This window comes from Actinosynnema sp. NPDC037264, assembly GCF_055603705.1.
In genome coordinates, this window is the sequence record NZ_JBVJVK010000009.1 from 21,702 (window position 1) to 36,223 (window position 14,522).

General features: G+C 73.1%; 14 protein-coding genes and 3 tRNA genes. 7 read left to right on the forward strand and 10 right to left on the reverse strand.

Annotation, left to right across the window (positions count from 1 at the left end; translation table 11 throughout):
* Positions 1–37: 37 nt before the first annotated feature.
* From ACZ7GX_RS13270 to ACZ7GX_RS13280, 3 genes are all read left to right on the forward strand, one after another.
* Positions 38–110 (forward strand) — tRNA-Glu (locus ACZ7GX_RS13270).
* Between the two features lie 54 nt (positions 111–164).
* A tRNA-Asp gene (locus tag ACZ7GX_RS13275) sits at positions 165–238 on the forward strand.
* 35 nt (positions 239–273) lie between these two features.
* A tRNA-Phe gene (locus ACZ7GX_RS13280) sits at positions 274–350 on the forward strand.
* 44 nt (positions 351–394) lie between these two features.
* Here the strand turns inward: ACZ7GX_RS13280 and ACZ7GX_RS13285 are convergent.
* Positions 395–1,144, reverse strand: a complete 750-nt coding sequence (locus ACZ7GX_RS13285) for a protein phosphatase 2C domain-containing protein (protein WP_498776589.1) — start codon at positions 1,142–1,144, stop codon at positions 395–397.
* A gap of 65 nt (positions 1,145–1,209) precedes the next feature.
* Here ACZ7GX_RS13285 and ACZ7GX_RS13290 point away from each other — a divergent pair, with 65 nt between their 5' ends.
* A complete protein-coding gene (locus tag ACZ7GX_RS13290) occupies positions 1,210–1,422 on the forward strand; it encodes a helix-turn-helix domain-containing protein (RefSeq protein WP_077010893.1) in 213 nt (70 codons plus the stop codon).
* On the forward strand, positions 1,419–1,955 hold the full coding sequence (locus tag ACZ7GX_RS13295; RefSeq protein ID WP_498776185.1) for a Clp protease N-terminal domain-containing protein: 537 nt from the start codon (positions 1,419–1,421) through the stop codon (positions 1,953–1,955). Before ACZ7GX_RS13290 ends, ACZ7GX_RS13295 begins: the two co-directional genes overlap by 4 nt.
* Here the strand turns inward: ACZ7GX_RS13295 and yczE are convergent.
* Complete coding sequence (gene yczE, locus ACZ7GX_RS13300) at positions 1,924–2,553, reverse strand: membrane protein YczE (protein ID WP_498776187.1); 630 nt, start codon at positions 2,551–2,553, stop codon at positions 1,924–1,926. The genes ACZ7GX_RS13295 and yczE overlap by 32 nt on opposite strands.
* Positions 2,554–2,614: 61 nt before the next feature.
* Between yczE and yczR the strand changes: the two genes are divergently transcribed.
* On the forward strand, positions 2,615–4,075 hold the full coding sequence (yczR, locus tag ACZ7GX_RS13305; protein ID WP_498776189.1) for a MocR-like transcription factor YczR: 1,461 nt from the start codon (positions 2,615–2,617) through the stop codon (positions 4,073–4,075).
* A 605-nt stretch (positions 4,076–4,680) separates the two neighbouring features.
* Here the strand turns inward: yczR and ACZ7GX_RS13310 are convergent.
* The 8 genes from ACZ7GX_RS13310 to ACZ7GX_RS13345 form a co-directional block, all read right to left on the reverse strand.
* The gene (locus ACZ7GX_RS13310) at positions 4,681–5,598 is read right to left on the reverse strand and encodes a hypothetical protein (protein WP_498776191.1); all 918 of its coding nucleotides are present in this window, start codon (positions 5,596–5,598) and stop codon (positions 4,681–4,683) included.
* A 335-nt stretch (positions 5,599–5,933) separates the two neighbouring features.
* Positions 5,934–6,827: a CHAT domain-containing protein gene (locus ACZ7GX_RS13315; RefSeq protein WP_498776194.1), complete on the reverse strand. Its 894-nt coding sequence runs from the start codon at positions 6,825–6,827 to the stop codon at positions 5,934–5,936.
* Entirely contained in the window at positions 6,824–7,255 is a 432-nt protein-coding gene (locus tag ACZ7GX_RS13320; RefSeq protein WP_498776197.1) for an Ig-like domain-containing protein, read from the reverse strand. Before ACZ7GX_RS13320 ends, ACZ7GX_RS13315 begins: the two co-directional genes overlap by 4 nt.
* Positions 7,252–7,791, reverse strand: coding sequence for an RNA polymerase sigma factor (locus ACZ7GX_RS13325; RefSeq protein ID WP_498776200.1), 540 nt, complete (start codon positions 7,789–7,791; stop codon positions 7,252–7,254). Before ACZ7GX_RS13325 ends, ACZ7GX_RS13320 begins: the two co-directional genes overlap by 4 nt.
* A gap of 88 nt (positions 7,792–7,879) precedes the next feature.
* Entirely contained in the window at positions 7,880–10,054 is a 2,175-nt protein-coding gene (locus ACZ7GX_RS13330) for an FtsX-like permease family protein (RefSeq protein WP_498776204.1), read from the reverse strand.
* A 172-nt stretch (positions 10,055–10,226) separates the two neighbouring features.
* Positions 10,227–12,527 (reverse strand): FtsX-like permease family protein, encoded by a 2,301-nt coding sequence (locus tag ACZ7GX_RS13335; protein ID WP_498776206.1) that lies wholly within the window; start codon positions 12,525–12,527, stop codon positions 10,227–10,229.
* Positions 12,524–13,261: an ABC transporter ATP-binding protein gene (locus ACZ7GX_RS13340; protein ID WP_498776208.1), complete on the reverse strand. Its 738-nt coding sequence runs from the start codon at positions 13,259–13,261 to the stop codon at positions 12,524–12,526. The genes ACZ7GX_RS13335 and ACZ7GX_RS13340 overlap by 4 nt, the downstream gene beginning before the upstream one ends.
* The gene (locus ACZ7GX_RS13345) at positions 13,258–13,782 is read right to left on the reverse strand and encodes a PadR family transcriptional regulator (protein WP_498776212.1); all 525 of its coding nucleotides are present in this window, start codon (positions 13,780–13,782) and stop codon (positions 13,258–13,260) included. Before ACZ7GX_RS13345 ends, ACZ7GX_RS13340 begins: the two co-directional genes overlap by 4 nt.
* A gap of 152 nt (positions 13,783–13,934) precedes the next feature.
* On the opposite strand from ACZ7GX_RS13345, the gene ACZ7GX_RS13350 reads away from it, so the two are divergent.
* Positions 13,935–14,471 carry a CGNR zinc finger domain-containing protein gene (locus ACZ7GX_RS13350; RefSeq protein WP_498776214.1) on the forward strand — a complete coding sequence of 179 codons (537 nt, stop codon included), beginning with the start codon at positions 13,935–13,937 and terminating at the stop codon, positions 14,469–14,471.
* The last annotated feature ends 51 nt before the right edge of the window (positions 14,472–14,522 follow it).

Sequence of the window (14,522 nt, forward strand, 5' to 3'; positions counted from 1 at the left end):
GGAAAGAAGGTGGCCCAAGGGCTGCCGGAGGAACTAGGTCCCCATCGTCTAGCGGCCTAGGACCCCGCCCTTTCAAGGCGGTAGCGCGGGTTCGAATCCCGTTGGGGGCACGCAGTACCGCAAGTGGAGTACAGTGACGATCGACAAGATGAAGTAGTGCGCAAGGCCCAGTGGCGCAGTTGGTTAGCGCGTCGCCCTGTCACGGCGAAGGTCGCGGGTTCGAGTCCCGTCTGGGTCGCAAGGCAGTTCGGCCGGTTGGTCGATCCGCTACCTGGCCAGGTAGCTCAGTTGGTACGAGCGACCGCCTGAAAAGCGGTAGGTCGGCGGTTCGACCCCGCCCCTGGCCACCAGAACGTCAGAGAAAAGCCCCTCCGCTCTCCGCGAGGGGCTTTTCTCATTTCCCGGTGTCGAATCGGATGACCGCCAGCGCCTGATCGTCGTGCACTTTCGGCCGGGGCCACTTCGTGCGATCCGCGTCACCCTCTTCGGCCGCGCGGATCTCGTCCAGCACGGCTTCCGGCCCCAATTCCGACGTGATGTGCAACACGGTTTGCCAGTCCGCGAACAAGCCGTAGTCGTCCACGCCGCAGGACACGCCGTCGGTCGCCATCAGCACCGCGCGGACCCGGTCACGCGGCCACCTCGCCCGCACGGCCCGGTGCGCGGCGGCCGGGTCCGCCTCCGCCACCCACCAGCCGTGCTCGCGGTTGCGCCAGTCGGTGATCCGGTCGACCCGGCCGCGCAGGTCGCGCAGCCGGTGGTCGGCGACGACCTCGACGCCGGCGTCGGTGAACACCACGACCGGGCTGTCCGCGAGCACCAGGACGTCGACGGCGGTGGCGGTCCAGCGCGTGATCGCGACCGTGCTGGACGGTGAGTCCCCCGGCGTGAGGCCGTGCGTGGCCGCCAGTCGTGCGATGGCGCGGGCGAGCTGGTCGGCCAGGTCTTGGTCATCGGTGACGTGGGTCAGCTCGGCGGCCAGGTGGCGGGAGTGCCAGCCGCCGTCGCGCTCACGAGGGGTCGGCGAGGTCGCGCCGTCCAGCAGCACCACGGCGTTCGGCAGTCGGACGATCCGGTCCTCGGTCGGGCGCGGCAGGCCGTCGCGGCCCACTCCGGCCCGTTCGGCGGTGGTGATCTCCGGCATCGTCACCGAGCCTAGTGTGTCAACCTGGGTTGACAACCCGGCCCGTGTCAACCAAAGTTGACGGCATGACGGAAGCGACCGAGCTCGCCTCGGCGGCGGGCGACCAAGACCCCAGGGTCGGGCTGCGAGCGGTCAGCGCGCTGCGCCGCCTACTGGAAACACTCGAAGCCGTGCAGGTGCGCAACGCCCGCGCCCGCGGCTGGTCCTGGCAGGAGATCGCGGCCGAACTCGGGGTCACCCGACAGGCCGTCCACAAGAAGCACGGGGGAGACCGATGATCGGGGAACGGTTCACCAGGGCCGCCCGCCAAGCCGTCCACGACGCCGTCGTGCAGGCCGAACGCCTCGACGCGCCGGAGATCGGGCCCGAGCACCTGGCGCTGGCGCTGCTCGACGCGCCGGTCCTGGCCGAGTTCGAGCTCGCACGTGACGAGGTGGTCGACGCGTTCGCCGCCGCGCGCCGCAAGGGCGGGCTCAGCGACGCCGACACCGAGGCGTTGCGGCGGCTCGGCATCGACGTCGACCAGATCGTGGCGTCGGTCGAGCGCAGCCACGGCGAAGGCGCGCTGGCCGGGGCGCCGACCCGTCGGCGGCGGCGGTTCTTCGGCAACCACCTGCCGTTCACCGCGGCGGCCAAGAAGACGTTGGAGCGCAGCCTGGTCGAAGCGCGCGACCTCGGCCACGGCACGCTCGGCCAGGAGCACCTGCTGCTGGCGCTGCTGGCGCAGGGAGGGCTGGTGGCCGAGGTGCTGGAGGCGCGTGGCGTGAACTACGTGGAGGTCAGGAAGCGGGTCGCTCGCTCACCCAGGTGACCAGCGGGAGGAACAGTTGCGTCAGCGGGCCGATGGTGAAGGCGTACAGGACGGTGCCGACGCCGATCGTGCCGCCGAGCAGCCAGCCGATGCCGAGCACGGCCACCTCGACCACCGTGCGCACCAGGCGCAACGAGATCCCGGTCCGCGCGCAGAAACCGGTCGTCAGGCCGTCGCGCGGGCCGGGGCCGAGGCGGGCGCCGATGTAGGTGGCGGCGGCCAGGCCGTTCAGCACGATGCCGGCGGTGAGGAACAGGATGCGGGGCAGGAGCCCGGTCGGGGTCGGCAGGAGGAACAGCGTGACGTCCACCGCCAGGCCGATGACGACCACGTTGGCGACCGTGCCGACGCCCGGCTTCTGCCTGAGCGGGATCCAGCAGAGCAGGACCACGGCGCCGACGATGGCGGTGATCAGGCCGAAGGACAGCCCGGTGATCTTGGTCAGGCCCTCGTGCAGCACGTCCCACGGGTCGAGGCCGAGGGTGGCGCGGATCTGCAGCGCCATGCTCGCGCCGTAGAGCCACAGCCCCACCAGCAGTTGCGGGACGCGGCGGACGGGCGAGACGGAGACCGGGACCTGGGTGAGTGCGGCGAGCATGTGGCCATCCTTCGTCCAGATTGGCCTTGTATTCCAGAGCCAATCCGCAATAATTGGCCTCATGAACTCCGACGTCCCACCAGGTGGACGTATATCCGGCTTCCGCCTGGCCCGACTGCTCGGCGAGTGGCGCCGCCGTGGTGCACGTCACGGCTCGGCGGACCTGGCGGCGGCGATCCGGATGCTGGTGCTGGACGGCCGGCTGCCCGCCGGTACCCGGCTGCCCGCGGAACGCGAGCTGGCCGAGGTGCTGCCGGTGAGCCGGACGATGATCACGGCGGCGTTGGACCAGCTGCGGTCGGAAGGACTGGTCGCGAGCCGGCGCGGGGCGGGGTCGTGGATCAGCCTGCCGACGGGGACGTTGGGCGTCACGCCGGACACCCCGTTGGTGGGGCACAGCATGGTCGACTTCGCGCGGGCCGCTCCGCCGGCGCTGCCGGGCGTGCTGGCGGCGTTCGACCAGGTCCGGCGATACCTGCCCGAGCACCTCGCGGATCACGGGTACTACGAGCACGGGGTGCCCGGGCTGCGGGAGCGCATCGCGGCCCGGTACGCGGCGCGGGGTCTGCCGACGTCGCCGGAGCAGATCGTGGTGACCAGCGGCGCGCAGCACGCGTTGGCGTTGACCCTGCGCCTGTTCACCGGTCCGGGTGACCGGGTGCTGGTGGAGCAGCCGAGCTACCCAAACGCGCTGGACGCGATCAAGGCTGTCTCCGCGATCCCGGTGCCGGTCGCGATGACGGAGACCGGCTGGGACCTGCCCGGGATCGCCGCCGCCCTCCGCCAAGCCGCACCGCGCATGGCGTACGTCGTGGTGGACTTCCACAACCCCACCGCGCACCGCCTGGACGCCGAGGGTCGCGCCGAACTGGCCGACACCGCCCGCCGGGCGCGCACGCCGTTGGTGGTGGACGAGACCGTCGTCGAACTGGACCTGGACGGCGACCCACTGGCCGGCCCGCCGCCGCTGGCGAAGTTCGCGGACGACCTGGTCGTGACCCTGGGCTCGGCCAGCAAGTCCCACTGGGGCGGCCTGCGGATCGGCTGGATCCGCGCGTCGACCGAAGTGGTCCACCGCCTGATCTCGACGCGGACCGCCCTCGACCTGGGCTCGGCGGTGGTCGACCAGCTGGTGCTGGCCGAGCTGCTGGCCGATCCCGAACCCGCGCTGCGCGACCGGCGGGCCCAGCTGGCGGCCCAGCGCGACGTGCTCATGGAGGGCCTGCGCGAACACTGCCCGACCTGGCGTTTCCGCAGGCCGGAGGGCGGTCTCAGCGTGTGGTGCGAACTGGACGCGCCGGTGAGCACGCGCATCGCCGTCGTGGCCCAGAACCACGGCATCCGCCTCGCACCGGGCTCGCGCTTCGGCGCCCACGGCGGCTTCGAACGCTGGCTGCGCCTGCCGTTCGTGCAATCACCGGACGTCCTGCGCGACGCCGCCCGCCGCCTGGGCCTGGTCGCCGCCTCCGTCACGGGCTCCACGATGCCGACCGACGCCGACCTCGCCGTGCCGGTCGCCTAGCGGGCCAGGGGTTGCCGGGCAACGGATCTGCGGTTCGGCAGGGGCGGCGGGCCAGAGGGGCGGCGGGCCACTCGTTCCGCGACCTCCGATCCCGGATCCGCGGATCCGCGGATCCGGGGGTTCGGGGGTTCGGGGTGGGGCGGTGGTGGTCGGTGGCGGGGCGGGGGGTGGGGATGGTTGAGCGGTGGTTGGGGTGGCTGCGGGGACGTGGTGGGTGGTTGGCGGGGGTCCTCATGGTTTAACCGAGGGGCGGTAACGGTGTTTCCGTACATTTTCTGGTGGTGATCACTCGATCGTGTTAGGCGGCCGTCGGCCGTCGGGCTCCGGCGCAGCCCCTCGTTGAGCCGGAGCCCGACGGCGGTTCGTGGACCTGCGGCGGGGACGCTCCAGGGATTGGCGTCCCCTGCCGCAGGTTCCCGTTCGGTCCCAGCGCTCGCGGGGGCAGCGCGGCGACGGGACCTGGCCCGTCCTGCCAGGGCGCGGTTGGCAGGACGGGAACCCTTGGGTGTGGTGCGACAGCCGTCGACAAACGTGATGTGCGCGAAATGACCAGGTCAGGCAGTGTGTGGTCGCGCGTGCTCAGGGCACACGGATCCCGTCTGACCTCAGTCGGGTGATGTGCTGGGCAGCCCCGGGACGCTGCCCGGCGACCTGCCGTCGTCCCACCGCTCGGCCGACCACGCGACCAACGGCTTCAGGTCCGCCTGCCCGGTCAACGACGCGTTCACGCCGCCCCGGTGGCCACCGCCGCCGCTGTCCGCGCCGCCCGAGGACGCCGTCGGCGCGCTCGGCGCGGGCGCCTGCTTCGGCGTCGGCGCGGGAGCGCTCGGCTCCGGCACCTCCCAGATCACCTCGGCGTTCGGGGTGACCGGGGAGACGTCCGGTGACGGTTCGGCGGTCGGTGCGAGCAGGACGTTCACGCGGACCGGTGCGGCCAGCGCGACGGGCTGCGGCGCCGGCGACACCGGGGCCTCGACGACCGCCGCACGCGCGGCGGCCTTCTGGGCGATCTTCGCCTCGTACAGCGGCGCGGGCATCGTGTTCGACGCCGTGCCCGAGTGGCTGTAGCCACTCGCGTAACCGCTCGAGTAGCTGTAACCGCCGGTGCTGGACGACTCCGGGTACGGCTCCTGGTCGGCTTCCGGTTCCGGCGCGGGCCCGTCGGTCATCACGGCCAGGGGTCGGGACTCGACCGCGGCCAGTTCCACCCCACCGAGGGACGGTGACGCGAGCGACGATGACCCGGACGACGGTGACCCGAAAGGCTGAGCCGCGACCCCGACGGCCGCGAACGGCGCGACGCCGGCGGGCACGACCGACGTGACCAGGTCGGCGGCTGCGGTCTGCTGCTCGTCGATCGCCACGTTCACCGCGTCGAGCGTCTTCGCCGCCTCGTCCGGGTGGTCTTCGCCCGCCGCCGCGACCCCGCCGCACACGAGCCACGCCGCGGCCGCCAACCCGCTCACGGCGAGCGTCCGGAGCAGCAGGGATCCACCCCGGCGCACCGCGTTGGGAGCTGCCACTGTGGATCACCACCGTTCCGGGTACGGCGAACGGGACGGACCGTTCGAGGTCGACGTTCTGCTATGTCTAGCACTGGGAACCGCATTTTCGAACGTTCTCCGGCGGAACCCACTCGGAAGGGCGGTGCCGTGCGGCTGTCCGTGTCGCCCCACCCATCCGTGAACACAGTCCGTCGTGTCCACCTGATGGTGTGATGGCGTGAATTGTCCGTTGTGGACGCCCGCGCGGTGTCCCTTGTGGACCGGTCATGAAGGGCCTGACCGGCGACTTCAGTACCACGGGTCCAAATCACCTATTCGGGCGTCACTCAAATAGGTGACACAAGGCCATGCGGTCACCCCGCGCCAACGCAGACGAAGCCGAGGTCACCGTGCCGGACCTGCGCATCGGCAAGCGCTTGCGCCGGGTGGGCCAGGTTCGCGTGCAGGTCGACCATCAGGTCCACCACCCGCTCGTCCGCGACCGGCCGCACGCTCTCCACGACGACCCGCGCGCCCCGCCTCAACAACACCCGCGCCAATCCCGACCCGCACGCCGAGAGCACCACCACCGAAGGCGCACGCGCCAAGCCGTCGAGATCGTGCCCGTGCAACGGCCCGTCACCCAATTGCAGATACGAAAACAATTCGTCTTGACGCACGCCGTCCGCCGCGAAGTGCACGACGTCCGCCTCCGCCATTCCCCGCAACGCCTCGTCCACAGTGGACCGGACCGGCCCGCCGTGCGCCCGCCGCAACGCCTCGACCTCCCGACGCGCGTGCGGACGCGACGGCCCGACCACCCACAGCCGGTTCGCCAGTGCCAACGGCCGCGCGTGGGCCCTGAACCAGCAACTCACCGACGGCGCGACCGACAGCGCCCGCCCCCGGGCCGACGGCAGCGCCGCCCACGGCACCCGCGCCAGCTCCGGACTGGGCACCACGACCAGCGGACGGTCGCCCGCCGGCCGCAGGAGGCGGTCCAGCCCCGCCACCGCGTCCGCCGACGGCAGCGAGCGGACGTGCCGCGCGGCGGTCCGGGCCTCGCCGAAGTCGTGCAGCCCGACCCGCCGACCGGTGACGGACACGCCGACCAACCGCTCCCGGTGGCTGATGAAGACCAGCAGCGCCCGGTCGCCCAACGCGTCGACCACGTCGTTGAGCGGCACGGCCGGCCGACCCACCGCCGCCGAACGCGACAGCACGCGGATCTCCCGTTCCAGCCGCGTGATCCGGTCCCGGTCCATCATGCGACGAACCACGGCGTGGCGTGATCACGGCCCGAGGCGTCCACGCCGCGCAGCACGAACCTGACCGGCCCGAACGGCACCCGTTCGAGGTGGAACCGGCCCGCCTGGTCGACCACCGCCGTCACCCGACCTCCCGGCCACCGCGCGACCACGACGGCCCCCGCCCGCGCCGACCCGGTGACCCGCAGACCACCGGCCACCCGGTCCAGCCGCAGGTCGAGCCCGGCGAACACCACCCGGCGGGGCAGCCCGGGATCGACGTGCACCGAGTCGGACAACAACCGCGAGGTGACCGCGTCGGCGCGTTCGACCAGCGCGGACCGCGCCCGGGCGAGCAGGGGGCCCGGCATCGGGTCGAGGTCGTCCACCACCAGGGCGAGGGCGTCCAGCAGCTCCCGGTCGGTCATCGTGAGCGTCGGTCCGGTCACCGCGGCACCTCCGCCCCGAGTCGGCGCCGCAGCACGGCCAGGCACCGGCCGCGGGTGGCGCCCAGGCTGTTGACCGGGATCCCGACCGCCTCGGCGACCTGCGTGAACGACAGCTCCGGCGCGAACGCCGCCAACCGCAGGATCTCCCGGCAACGGTCGGTCAACGTCGCGTACGCGCGCCACAGCCCGGCGTCACGGGCCAGCGCGCGCTCCTCCGGCGTCGGCCCGGCGTCGGCCGCTTCCCACCGGTCGAGCGGCACCTCCCGGCCGCGCAGCCGCAGCACGGTCAGCGTCTCGCGCCGGGTGGTCGTGACCAGCCACGCGCCCAGCCGCTCGGGGTGTCGGATGCCCGACAGGTTCTCGGCCAGCGCGAGCCAGGTGGCCTGGCAGACGTCGGCCGCGTCCTCGGGGCTCAGCCGGTGCGACCGCGGCACGGCCCACACCAGGCGCGCGTACCGGCGGACGATCTCGTGCCACGCGTCGGCGTCGCCGAAGCGGGCGCGCAGGAGCAGCTCACTGTTGTTCCGATCATGCATGCTCCTTGAGAGCACCCGGTCTGACCTGGGGATACCGCCGCCGCTCGATGGTGTGGCAAGCGGAACCGAGGATCGCTCGCGTGCGTCGCTACTCGGTTCGCAGGCCGGCCGGGCGGATCGCCGAGCGCAGCGCGGGCAACGTGCACAGCGACACCACGAGCACGACGACCGCCGCGGCGGCGACCGTGGTGGCGATCTCGGTCCAGTCGACCCGGAACCGCCCGCCCGGCGCGACGAGCCATGCCGTGCCCAGGCCGATCGGGATGGCCAGCGCGATGCCGAGCGCCGCGGGTATCGCCGACTGCCACAGCGCGGACACCGCCAGGACCTTCGGCGGCACGCCGTTCGCGGCCAGCACCGCGGTGGGACGGCGGCGTTCGAAGACCTGGTCGACGGCCGCCGCCGCGAGGCCGATCACGGCCAGCAGCGTGAGCAGCACCGACCCGCCGATGACGCCGCTGCGCAGGGACGCGAACAGCTCGACCTGCCCGGCCTCGAACTGGCGGCGCAGCGTGACGCCCCGGTCGGCGCGGCCGGTGGCGGCCATCAGGCGGTCGCCGAACGACTCGTCCGGGTCGCCGCGCACGACGAGCTCGGTCGGTGGCACGGAGGCCAGCACGGGATCGGCGCCGCCCGCCACGACCAGCCCCCACAGGTCGCCGTCGACCTTCTCGTACTGCGGCACGACCCATTCCTGCCCGTTGATCCTGAGCCTGGCGCCGGGTTCCGGGCCGTCACCGACCAGGTACGCGGCGCCGTTCACGCAGTCCGCGACGTCGAGGCGCTCGGCGATCTCGACGCAGTCGGTGCTGGTGACGGTGCCGCCGCCGGCGGTCGGGTGCGCGCGCACCTCGCTGACCTGCCGCACGCCGCCGACCAGCGCGATCGCCTCTTCCAGCGACCGGACCGAGGCGTGCGGGGGCAGGTCGAGCACCCAGCGGTCCGGGGTGTCCGTCGGCGGTCCGGCGGTGAACTGGGCCGCCACGCCGAGCAGGACCTGCAACGTCAGCGAGCCGGTCAGCACCACCACGACGCCGGACAGCACGCGTGGCGTGCCCGCGTCGAAGCGGAGGGTCCGCAGGGCGAGCAGCGGGGCGACGCCGTCCGGTTCGAGGCGGTGGGCGACCTGGCCGACCAGCCACGGCAGCACCGCGCCCGTGCCCGCGAGGACCAGCGCGATGCCGACGCCGAGCCCGACGGCCAGGCGCGCGTCGGCCACCACCTGCCAGTAGCTGCCGATCGCCGAGATCACCACGATCAGCGCGGCGCCCGCGCCGATCAGCCCGAACCGCCACCACGCGCGGTGCCGCGGCAGTTCGACGGCGCGGGACAGGCCGAGCGGCCCGACGTCCTCCGTGCGCAGGGCGAGCAGCGCCGACACGACGGCCACCACCGGCACGCCCAGCGCGATCAGGGCGCCGAGCAGCGGGTCGGGCAGCAGGTCGGTCGGGAAGAAGCCCACCCCTTCCACCTCGATGAACCGGGCGAGCGGCCGTGCGGCGAAGAACAGCGCCACGCCGACGAACAGCCCGAGCACCGCGCCGGTCAACGTCTCGCCGCTCGCGATCCAGCGGATCTGCGTGCGCGACGCGCCGACCAGCCGGATCGCGGCCAGGCGCTGGGCGCGGCCGGTCGTGCCGAGGCGGGTGGCGACCAGGACGAAGATGCCGAGCGGGACGAGCAGCGCGCTGATCGCGGCGACCATCAGCAGCCGGTAGATCGGCAGCAGGGTGGCGGGCGGCTGGTCGCTGCCGAAGCCCGCGGCCGGGTGGGCGCTGTCGTGGTGGGCTTCGGGCAGGCCCGCGTAGAAGATCAGGGACTTCGGCCTCGGCAGGCCCGCGTCGGCGATCACGCCGATCACGCTCTCCGGGAACCGGGCGCGGACCGAGTCGTCGGTGCGCATGAGGTCGAGCAGTTCGGGTGAGACGACCAGCTCGCCCGGGCCCGGGATGCGGCCGACACCGGGCGGCACGGGCGCGTCGGGCGCGGTGGCGGCCAGTTCCACGCCGGTGATGAGCCGCCCTTGCCAGGAAACGCTGACGTGGCGGGCTTTCAGCTTCGCGTCACCCGTCGTGGAGTCGACCGACGCGGCCTGCACGCGGTGCGACTTGGCCTCCCGCGCGGGGCCGATCGAGGCGGCCAGCAGCAGGACGGTGACGCCGAGGCCGACGCCGGCGGCGGTGAGCGCCAACCTCGCCCAGGACGTCCGGCTGCCCCCGACGGCCAGTCGGATGCCGAGGACGAGGTCGGCGGCCCACCTCATCGGAGCACGCTCCGACCGCCCGCGTCGGAGAGCTGGTGGGGGTGCTGGGGAATGAGGGTCACATCTCCTCAGACGTCCCGGAGCGCCGGAACGTGGCTTCGGTGTGCCGACCGAGTTGGCGTCGCCGCCCCGGGCTTGGGGGGCGTCAGGGGCGGCGACGCCCGCCTCGGACCTACTCGGAGCGCAGGCCGAGGGCGCCGGTGGCCCGCCGCAGCGACGGCAGCGATAGCAGCGTCACGACGACGACCAGCAGTGCGGCGGCGGCGCTGAGCACCCCGATCCCGGACCAGTCGAGCAGGATCGGCTGGGAGATGATCCGCAGCAGCAGGACCGCCAGACCGCTGCCCACGCTCACGGCCACGACCAGCGCCAACAGCAGCGGCACGGCGTTCTGCCAGAGCAGGGACCGGCTCAGCGCGCCGCGCGGCACACCGCTCGCGGCAAGCACGGCCAGCGGCCGCCTGCGCTCGCGGACCTGCTCCAGCGCCAGCACGAGCAGGCTCGCGCCCGCCAGCAGCAACGTGACCAGCGAACCGGCCAGCAGGGCTTGGCGGATGCTCTGGAACTCCTTCACGCGTTCGGCCACGTCCACCTGGCCGAAGTACGACGTGTAGGCGCGCCACGTCAGCGGGGCCAGGGCGTTGCGGACGTGCTCGGCGATGTCCGGCCGGTCCGGGTCCACCTGCACCAGCACGCTGGAGTCGTCGGGGTCGGCGGGGAGCTCCCGCGCCGCCGACGGCGTGACCAGCAGGCCCGCCCGGTACATGCCGGTGTCGTCCGGTGGCTGGACCACGGTGAACGGGGGAACCGTCCACTCCTGTCCCGGCACCGGGTTGCCCTCGGAGTCCACGCGCGTCGAAACCCGTTGGCCCGCCACGAGCTTCTCGTAGCCGGAACGGTGCGAGGAGCCGGGGTCGACGTAGAAGGTGTCGCCGTCCTGGCAGTCGGGCAGCACCGCCTGCGTCCGCAACGCCTCGCAGCTGCCGATCGTCGCCATGTGGTACTGGTCCGCGCCCGACCTGAGCGACGCGCTCCGCATCGGGTGCGCCTGCCGCACGCCGGCCGACCGGGCCAGCTCCACGGCGATCTTCTCGGTCGCCTCGGGCGGCGAGTCCTGCAGGCTGACCACCATCTTGCCCTTGTCCGCCTCGGGGGTCGGCCGCTCCACGATCCTGGTCTCCGCGCTGGCCATCACGGACTGCAAAGCGATCCCGCCCGCCAGGACCACGGCCACGCCGCCGACCACGCGCGCCGCCGTGCCGCTCTCCAGCTGGAGCCTGCGGATCGCCAGCTGCCACGACGGCGCGCCGCCGCGCATCCGGCCCACCGCGCGTTCGACCACCCACGGCAGCAGCACCGGGATGCCGAGCAGCAGCAGGATGATCCCGCCGATCACGATCACGTCGGAACCCTGGACCGCCTCGCCGCCGAACGCGCCCGCCTGGCTGAGCAGCGCGGCCACGCCGAGGGCGATCGGCACCACGCGCCACCACAGCACCCGTCGCACGGGCTTCGTGCGGCGCACCACGCCCAGCGGCTCGACCACCGTGCGGCGCATGGCGACCACCGACGTCACCACCGCCATCACGGGCACCAGCACCGCGATCAGCGCCGCCAGCGGCGGCCACGGCGTCAGGTCGCCGACGAACACGCTGATCCCGAGCAGCCGGACGTCCTCGACGAACTGGCGTGCGGTGAAGAACAGCGCCGCGCCGACGGCCAGCCCGACGACCGCGCCGAGCAACGCCTCGCCGGCCGCGATCCGGCGGACCCGGTGCGCGCCCGCGCCGACCAGCCGCAAGGCCGCCAGCCTGCGGTCCCGTTCGGCGCCCGCCAGGCGGGTGGTGATGCCGACGAACACCAGCACCGGGAACAGCAGCGCGACCGAGCCGACCATGACCAGCAGGATCAGCACCGGCTCGAGCTCGCGCTCGGTCACCTCGCCGCCGAAGCCGGTGATCGCGTTCTCCCCGTCCGCCCCGACGGACGCGTCACCCGCGTAGAACTTCAGGTCGTGCGGCGCGACGAGACCGGCCTGGCCGATCGTGCCGACGACCTCCTGCGGGAACCGCGCCCGCAGCAGCTCGCCGTCCGGCGCGGCCAGCAGGTCCGCCAACGCGGGCGACACGAGGATCTCGCCGTCGCCGGGCACCCTCGACGTGCCCGGCGGCACCGGCGCGCCGGGCCCGGTGCCGCGGACGAAGTGCCCGGTGATCGCCACGCCGCGGTAGTCGGTGTTCCAGAACGTCATGTAGAGCACGTCGCCCGACACCGCCTCGGCGTACACGGGCCCGGCCGCGGACTGCCGCTCGGCGCGTTCGGTCAGCACGCTCGTCACCGACGACGCGGCCAGCAGCACGGCCACGCCGAGGCCGATGCCCGCGCCGGTCAGCGCCAGCCGGACCCACGACGTGCGCCCGCCGCCGAGGGCCAGCCGGACGCCGAGCGCGAGGTCGGCGAACCACTGCTTCACGTGACGGGCTCCATCTCGCGGGACTTGCCGTCGCGCACCACGACCTCGCGGTCGGAGTAGGCGGCCACCCGCGCCTCGTGCGTCACCAGCACCACCGCCGCGTTGGTCTCCTTCGCCGCGGTGACCAGCAGCTGCATCACGCGCTCGCCGTTGAGCGAGTCCAGCGCGCCGGTCGGCTCGTCGGCGAACACCACGCGCGGTCCGGTGACCAGGGCGCGTGCCACGGCGACCCGCTGGCCCTGGCCGCCGGAGGTCTCGCCGGGGCGCTTGTCCGCGACGTCGGCGACCTCCAGCCGCTCCAGCCACTCGCGGGCGCGGGACTCGGCCTCCTTGCGCTTCACCGAACCCAGCCGCAGGGGCAGCGCCACGTTCTCCAGGCAGGTCAGCTCCGGCACCAGCTGGCCGAACTGGAACACGAACCCGAAGTCGGTGCGCCGCAACTCGCTGCGCGGGCCGTCGCCCATCGCGCTGAGCTCCACGTCGCGGTAGCGCACGGTGCCCTTGTCGGGCGTGAGGATGCCGGCCAGGCAGTGCAGCAGGGTGGACTTGCCGGAGCCGGACGGGCCCATCACGGCCACCACCTCGCCCGCGCGCACGCTCAGGCCGGCGCCGTCCAACGCGGGCGTGGGGCCGAACGACTTGTGCAGGTCCACGGCCTCCAGCAGGGTCCGCGCGCCCGCGCCGTCGATCAGGTCGCCGCCCGTCGGGCCGCCGTTGGTCGGGTCGACGCTCATGTGGTCACCGCCGTCTTGAGCTTGCCGAGGCGCGCGGCGGTGAGCTCCAGCCAGCGCAGGTCGGCTTCGAGGTGGAACAGGGCGTGGTCGCAGATCAGCTGGTCGGCGAGGTCGCCCTCGGCCTTGCGCTTGGTCAGCTCGCGCATCGTGGTCAGGTGGGCGGCGCGCTGGACGTCGAGCACGTCGTCCGCGCTGCGACCGGACAGCAGGGCCAGCACGACCTTCGCGTAGAGCGTGTTCTGCAGGTAGGGCTCCGGGCTCTCGGGCGTGCCCAGCCAGTGCTCCACGTCCGTCACGCCGGCGTCCGTGATCGCGTACCGCTTGCGGTCGGGGCCGTCGCCCGACTCGACGCCCGCCTCCTCGACCAGGCCGTTGCGGAGCAGGCGCGAGAGCGTGGTGTAGACCTGCCCGTAGTGCAGCGGCCGGCCTTGCCCGAAGCGCTCGTCGTAGGCCTTCTTGAGGTCGTAGCCGTGCCGTGGACCCTTTTCGAGCAGCCCCAGCAGGGTGTGTCCGATCGACATGGCAGGCACTATACACACGATGTATACACACGGTTCATAGCCCGATCGGCGCAGGGTGGCCGCTGGTCCGACCGGGCTGTGGGAGTAACCGATCGTGATGGTTTGACGGTTACTTCGCCACATCGCGTGGCTCCGACGCCTACAGTGGAGGGGTGACTGGTCTGGCGGCCGGCTGGGACCACGCGGCTTTCACGCAGGGTCGAGCCGGCGATGCGGAACACGATGTGGAGCTGCTGCTCGCTTTCCTGAACACCCGAGACCTCGAACTCGGCACGGACGTGCTGGACAGCGCCGCCGCCTGGCGCGCGTGGGTCACCGAACGCGGCCTCGGCCGGGCGGGTGATCCGCACGAGGTCCGCGCCGTCCGCGCCTCGCTGCGGGCCTCGTTGGGTGAACGGCACGACGGCCCCGATCCGACCCCCGTCGCGGGCTTGATCCGCGTCGACCTCAGCCACGGCGTGCCGACCATGTCCAGCACCGACGCGCTCGGCGCGGTGCTCGGGGCGGCGGCGCGGCTGGCCGTGCTCGGGTCGTGGGAGCGGTTCAAGATCTGCCAGGCGGACGACTGCCGGTGGGCGTTCTTCGACCGCTCGCGCAACCGCTCGCGCACCTGGTGCTCGATGCAGACGTGCGGCAACCGGGAGAAGGCCCGCAACTGGCGGGAACGGCGCGCCCTGAGCGTGACCTGAAACGGGGAACCCGGGGTGCCGGAACGCGCGTGTCCCGCGTCCAGGTACCCC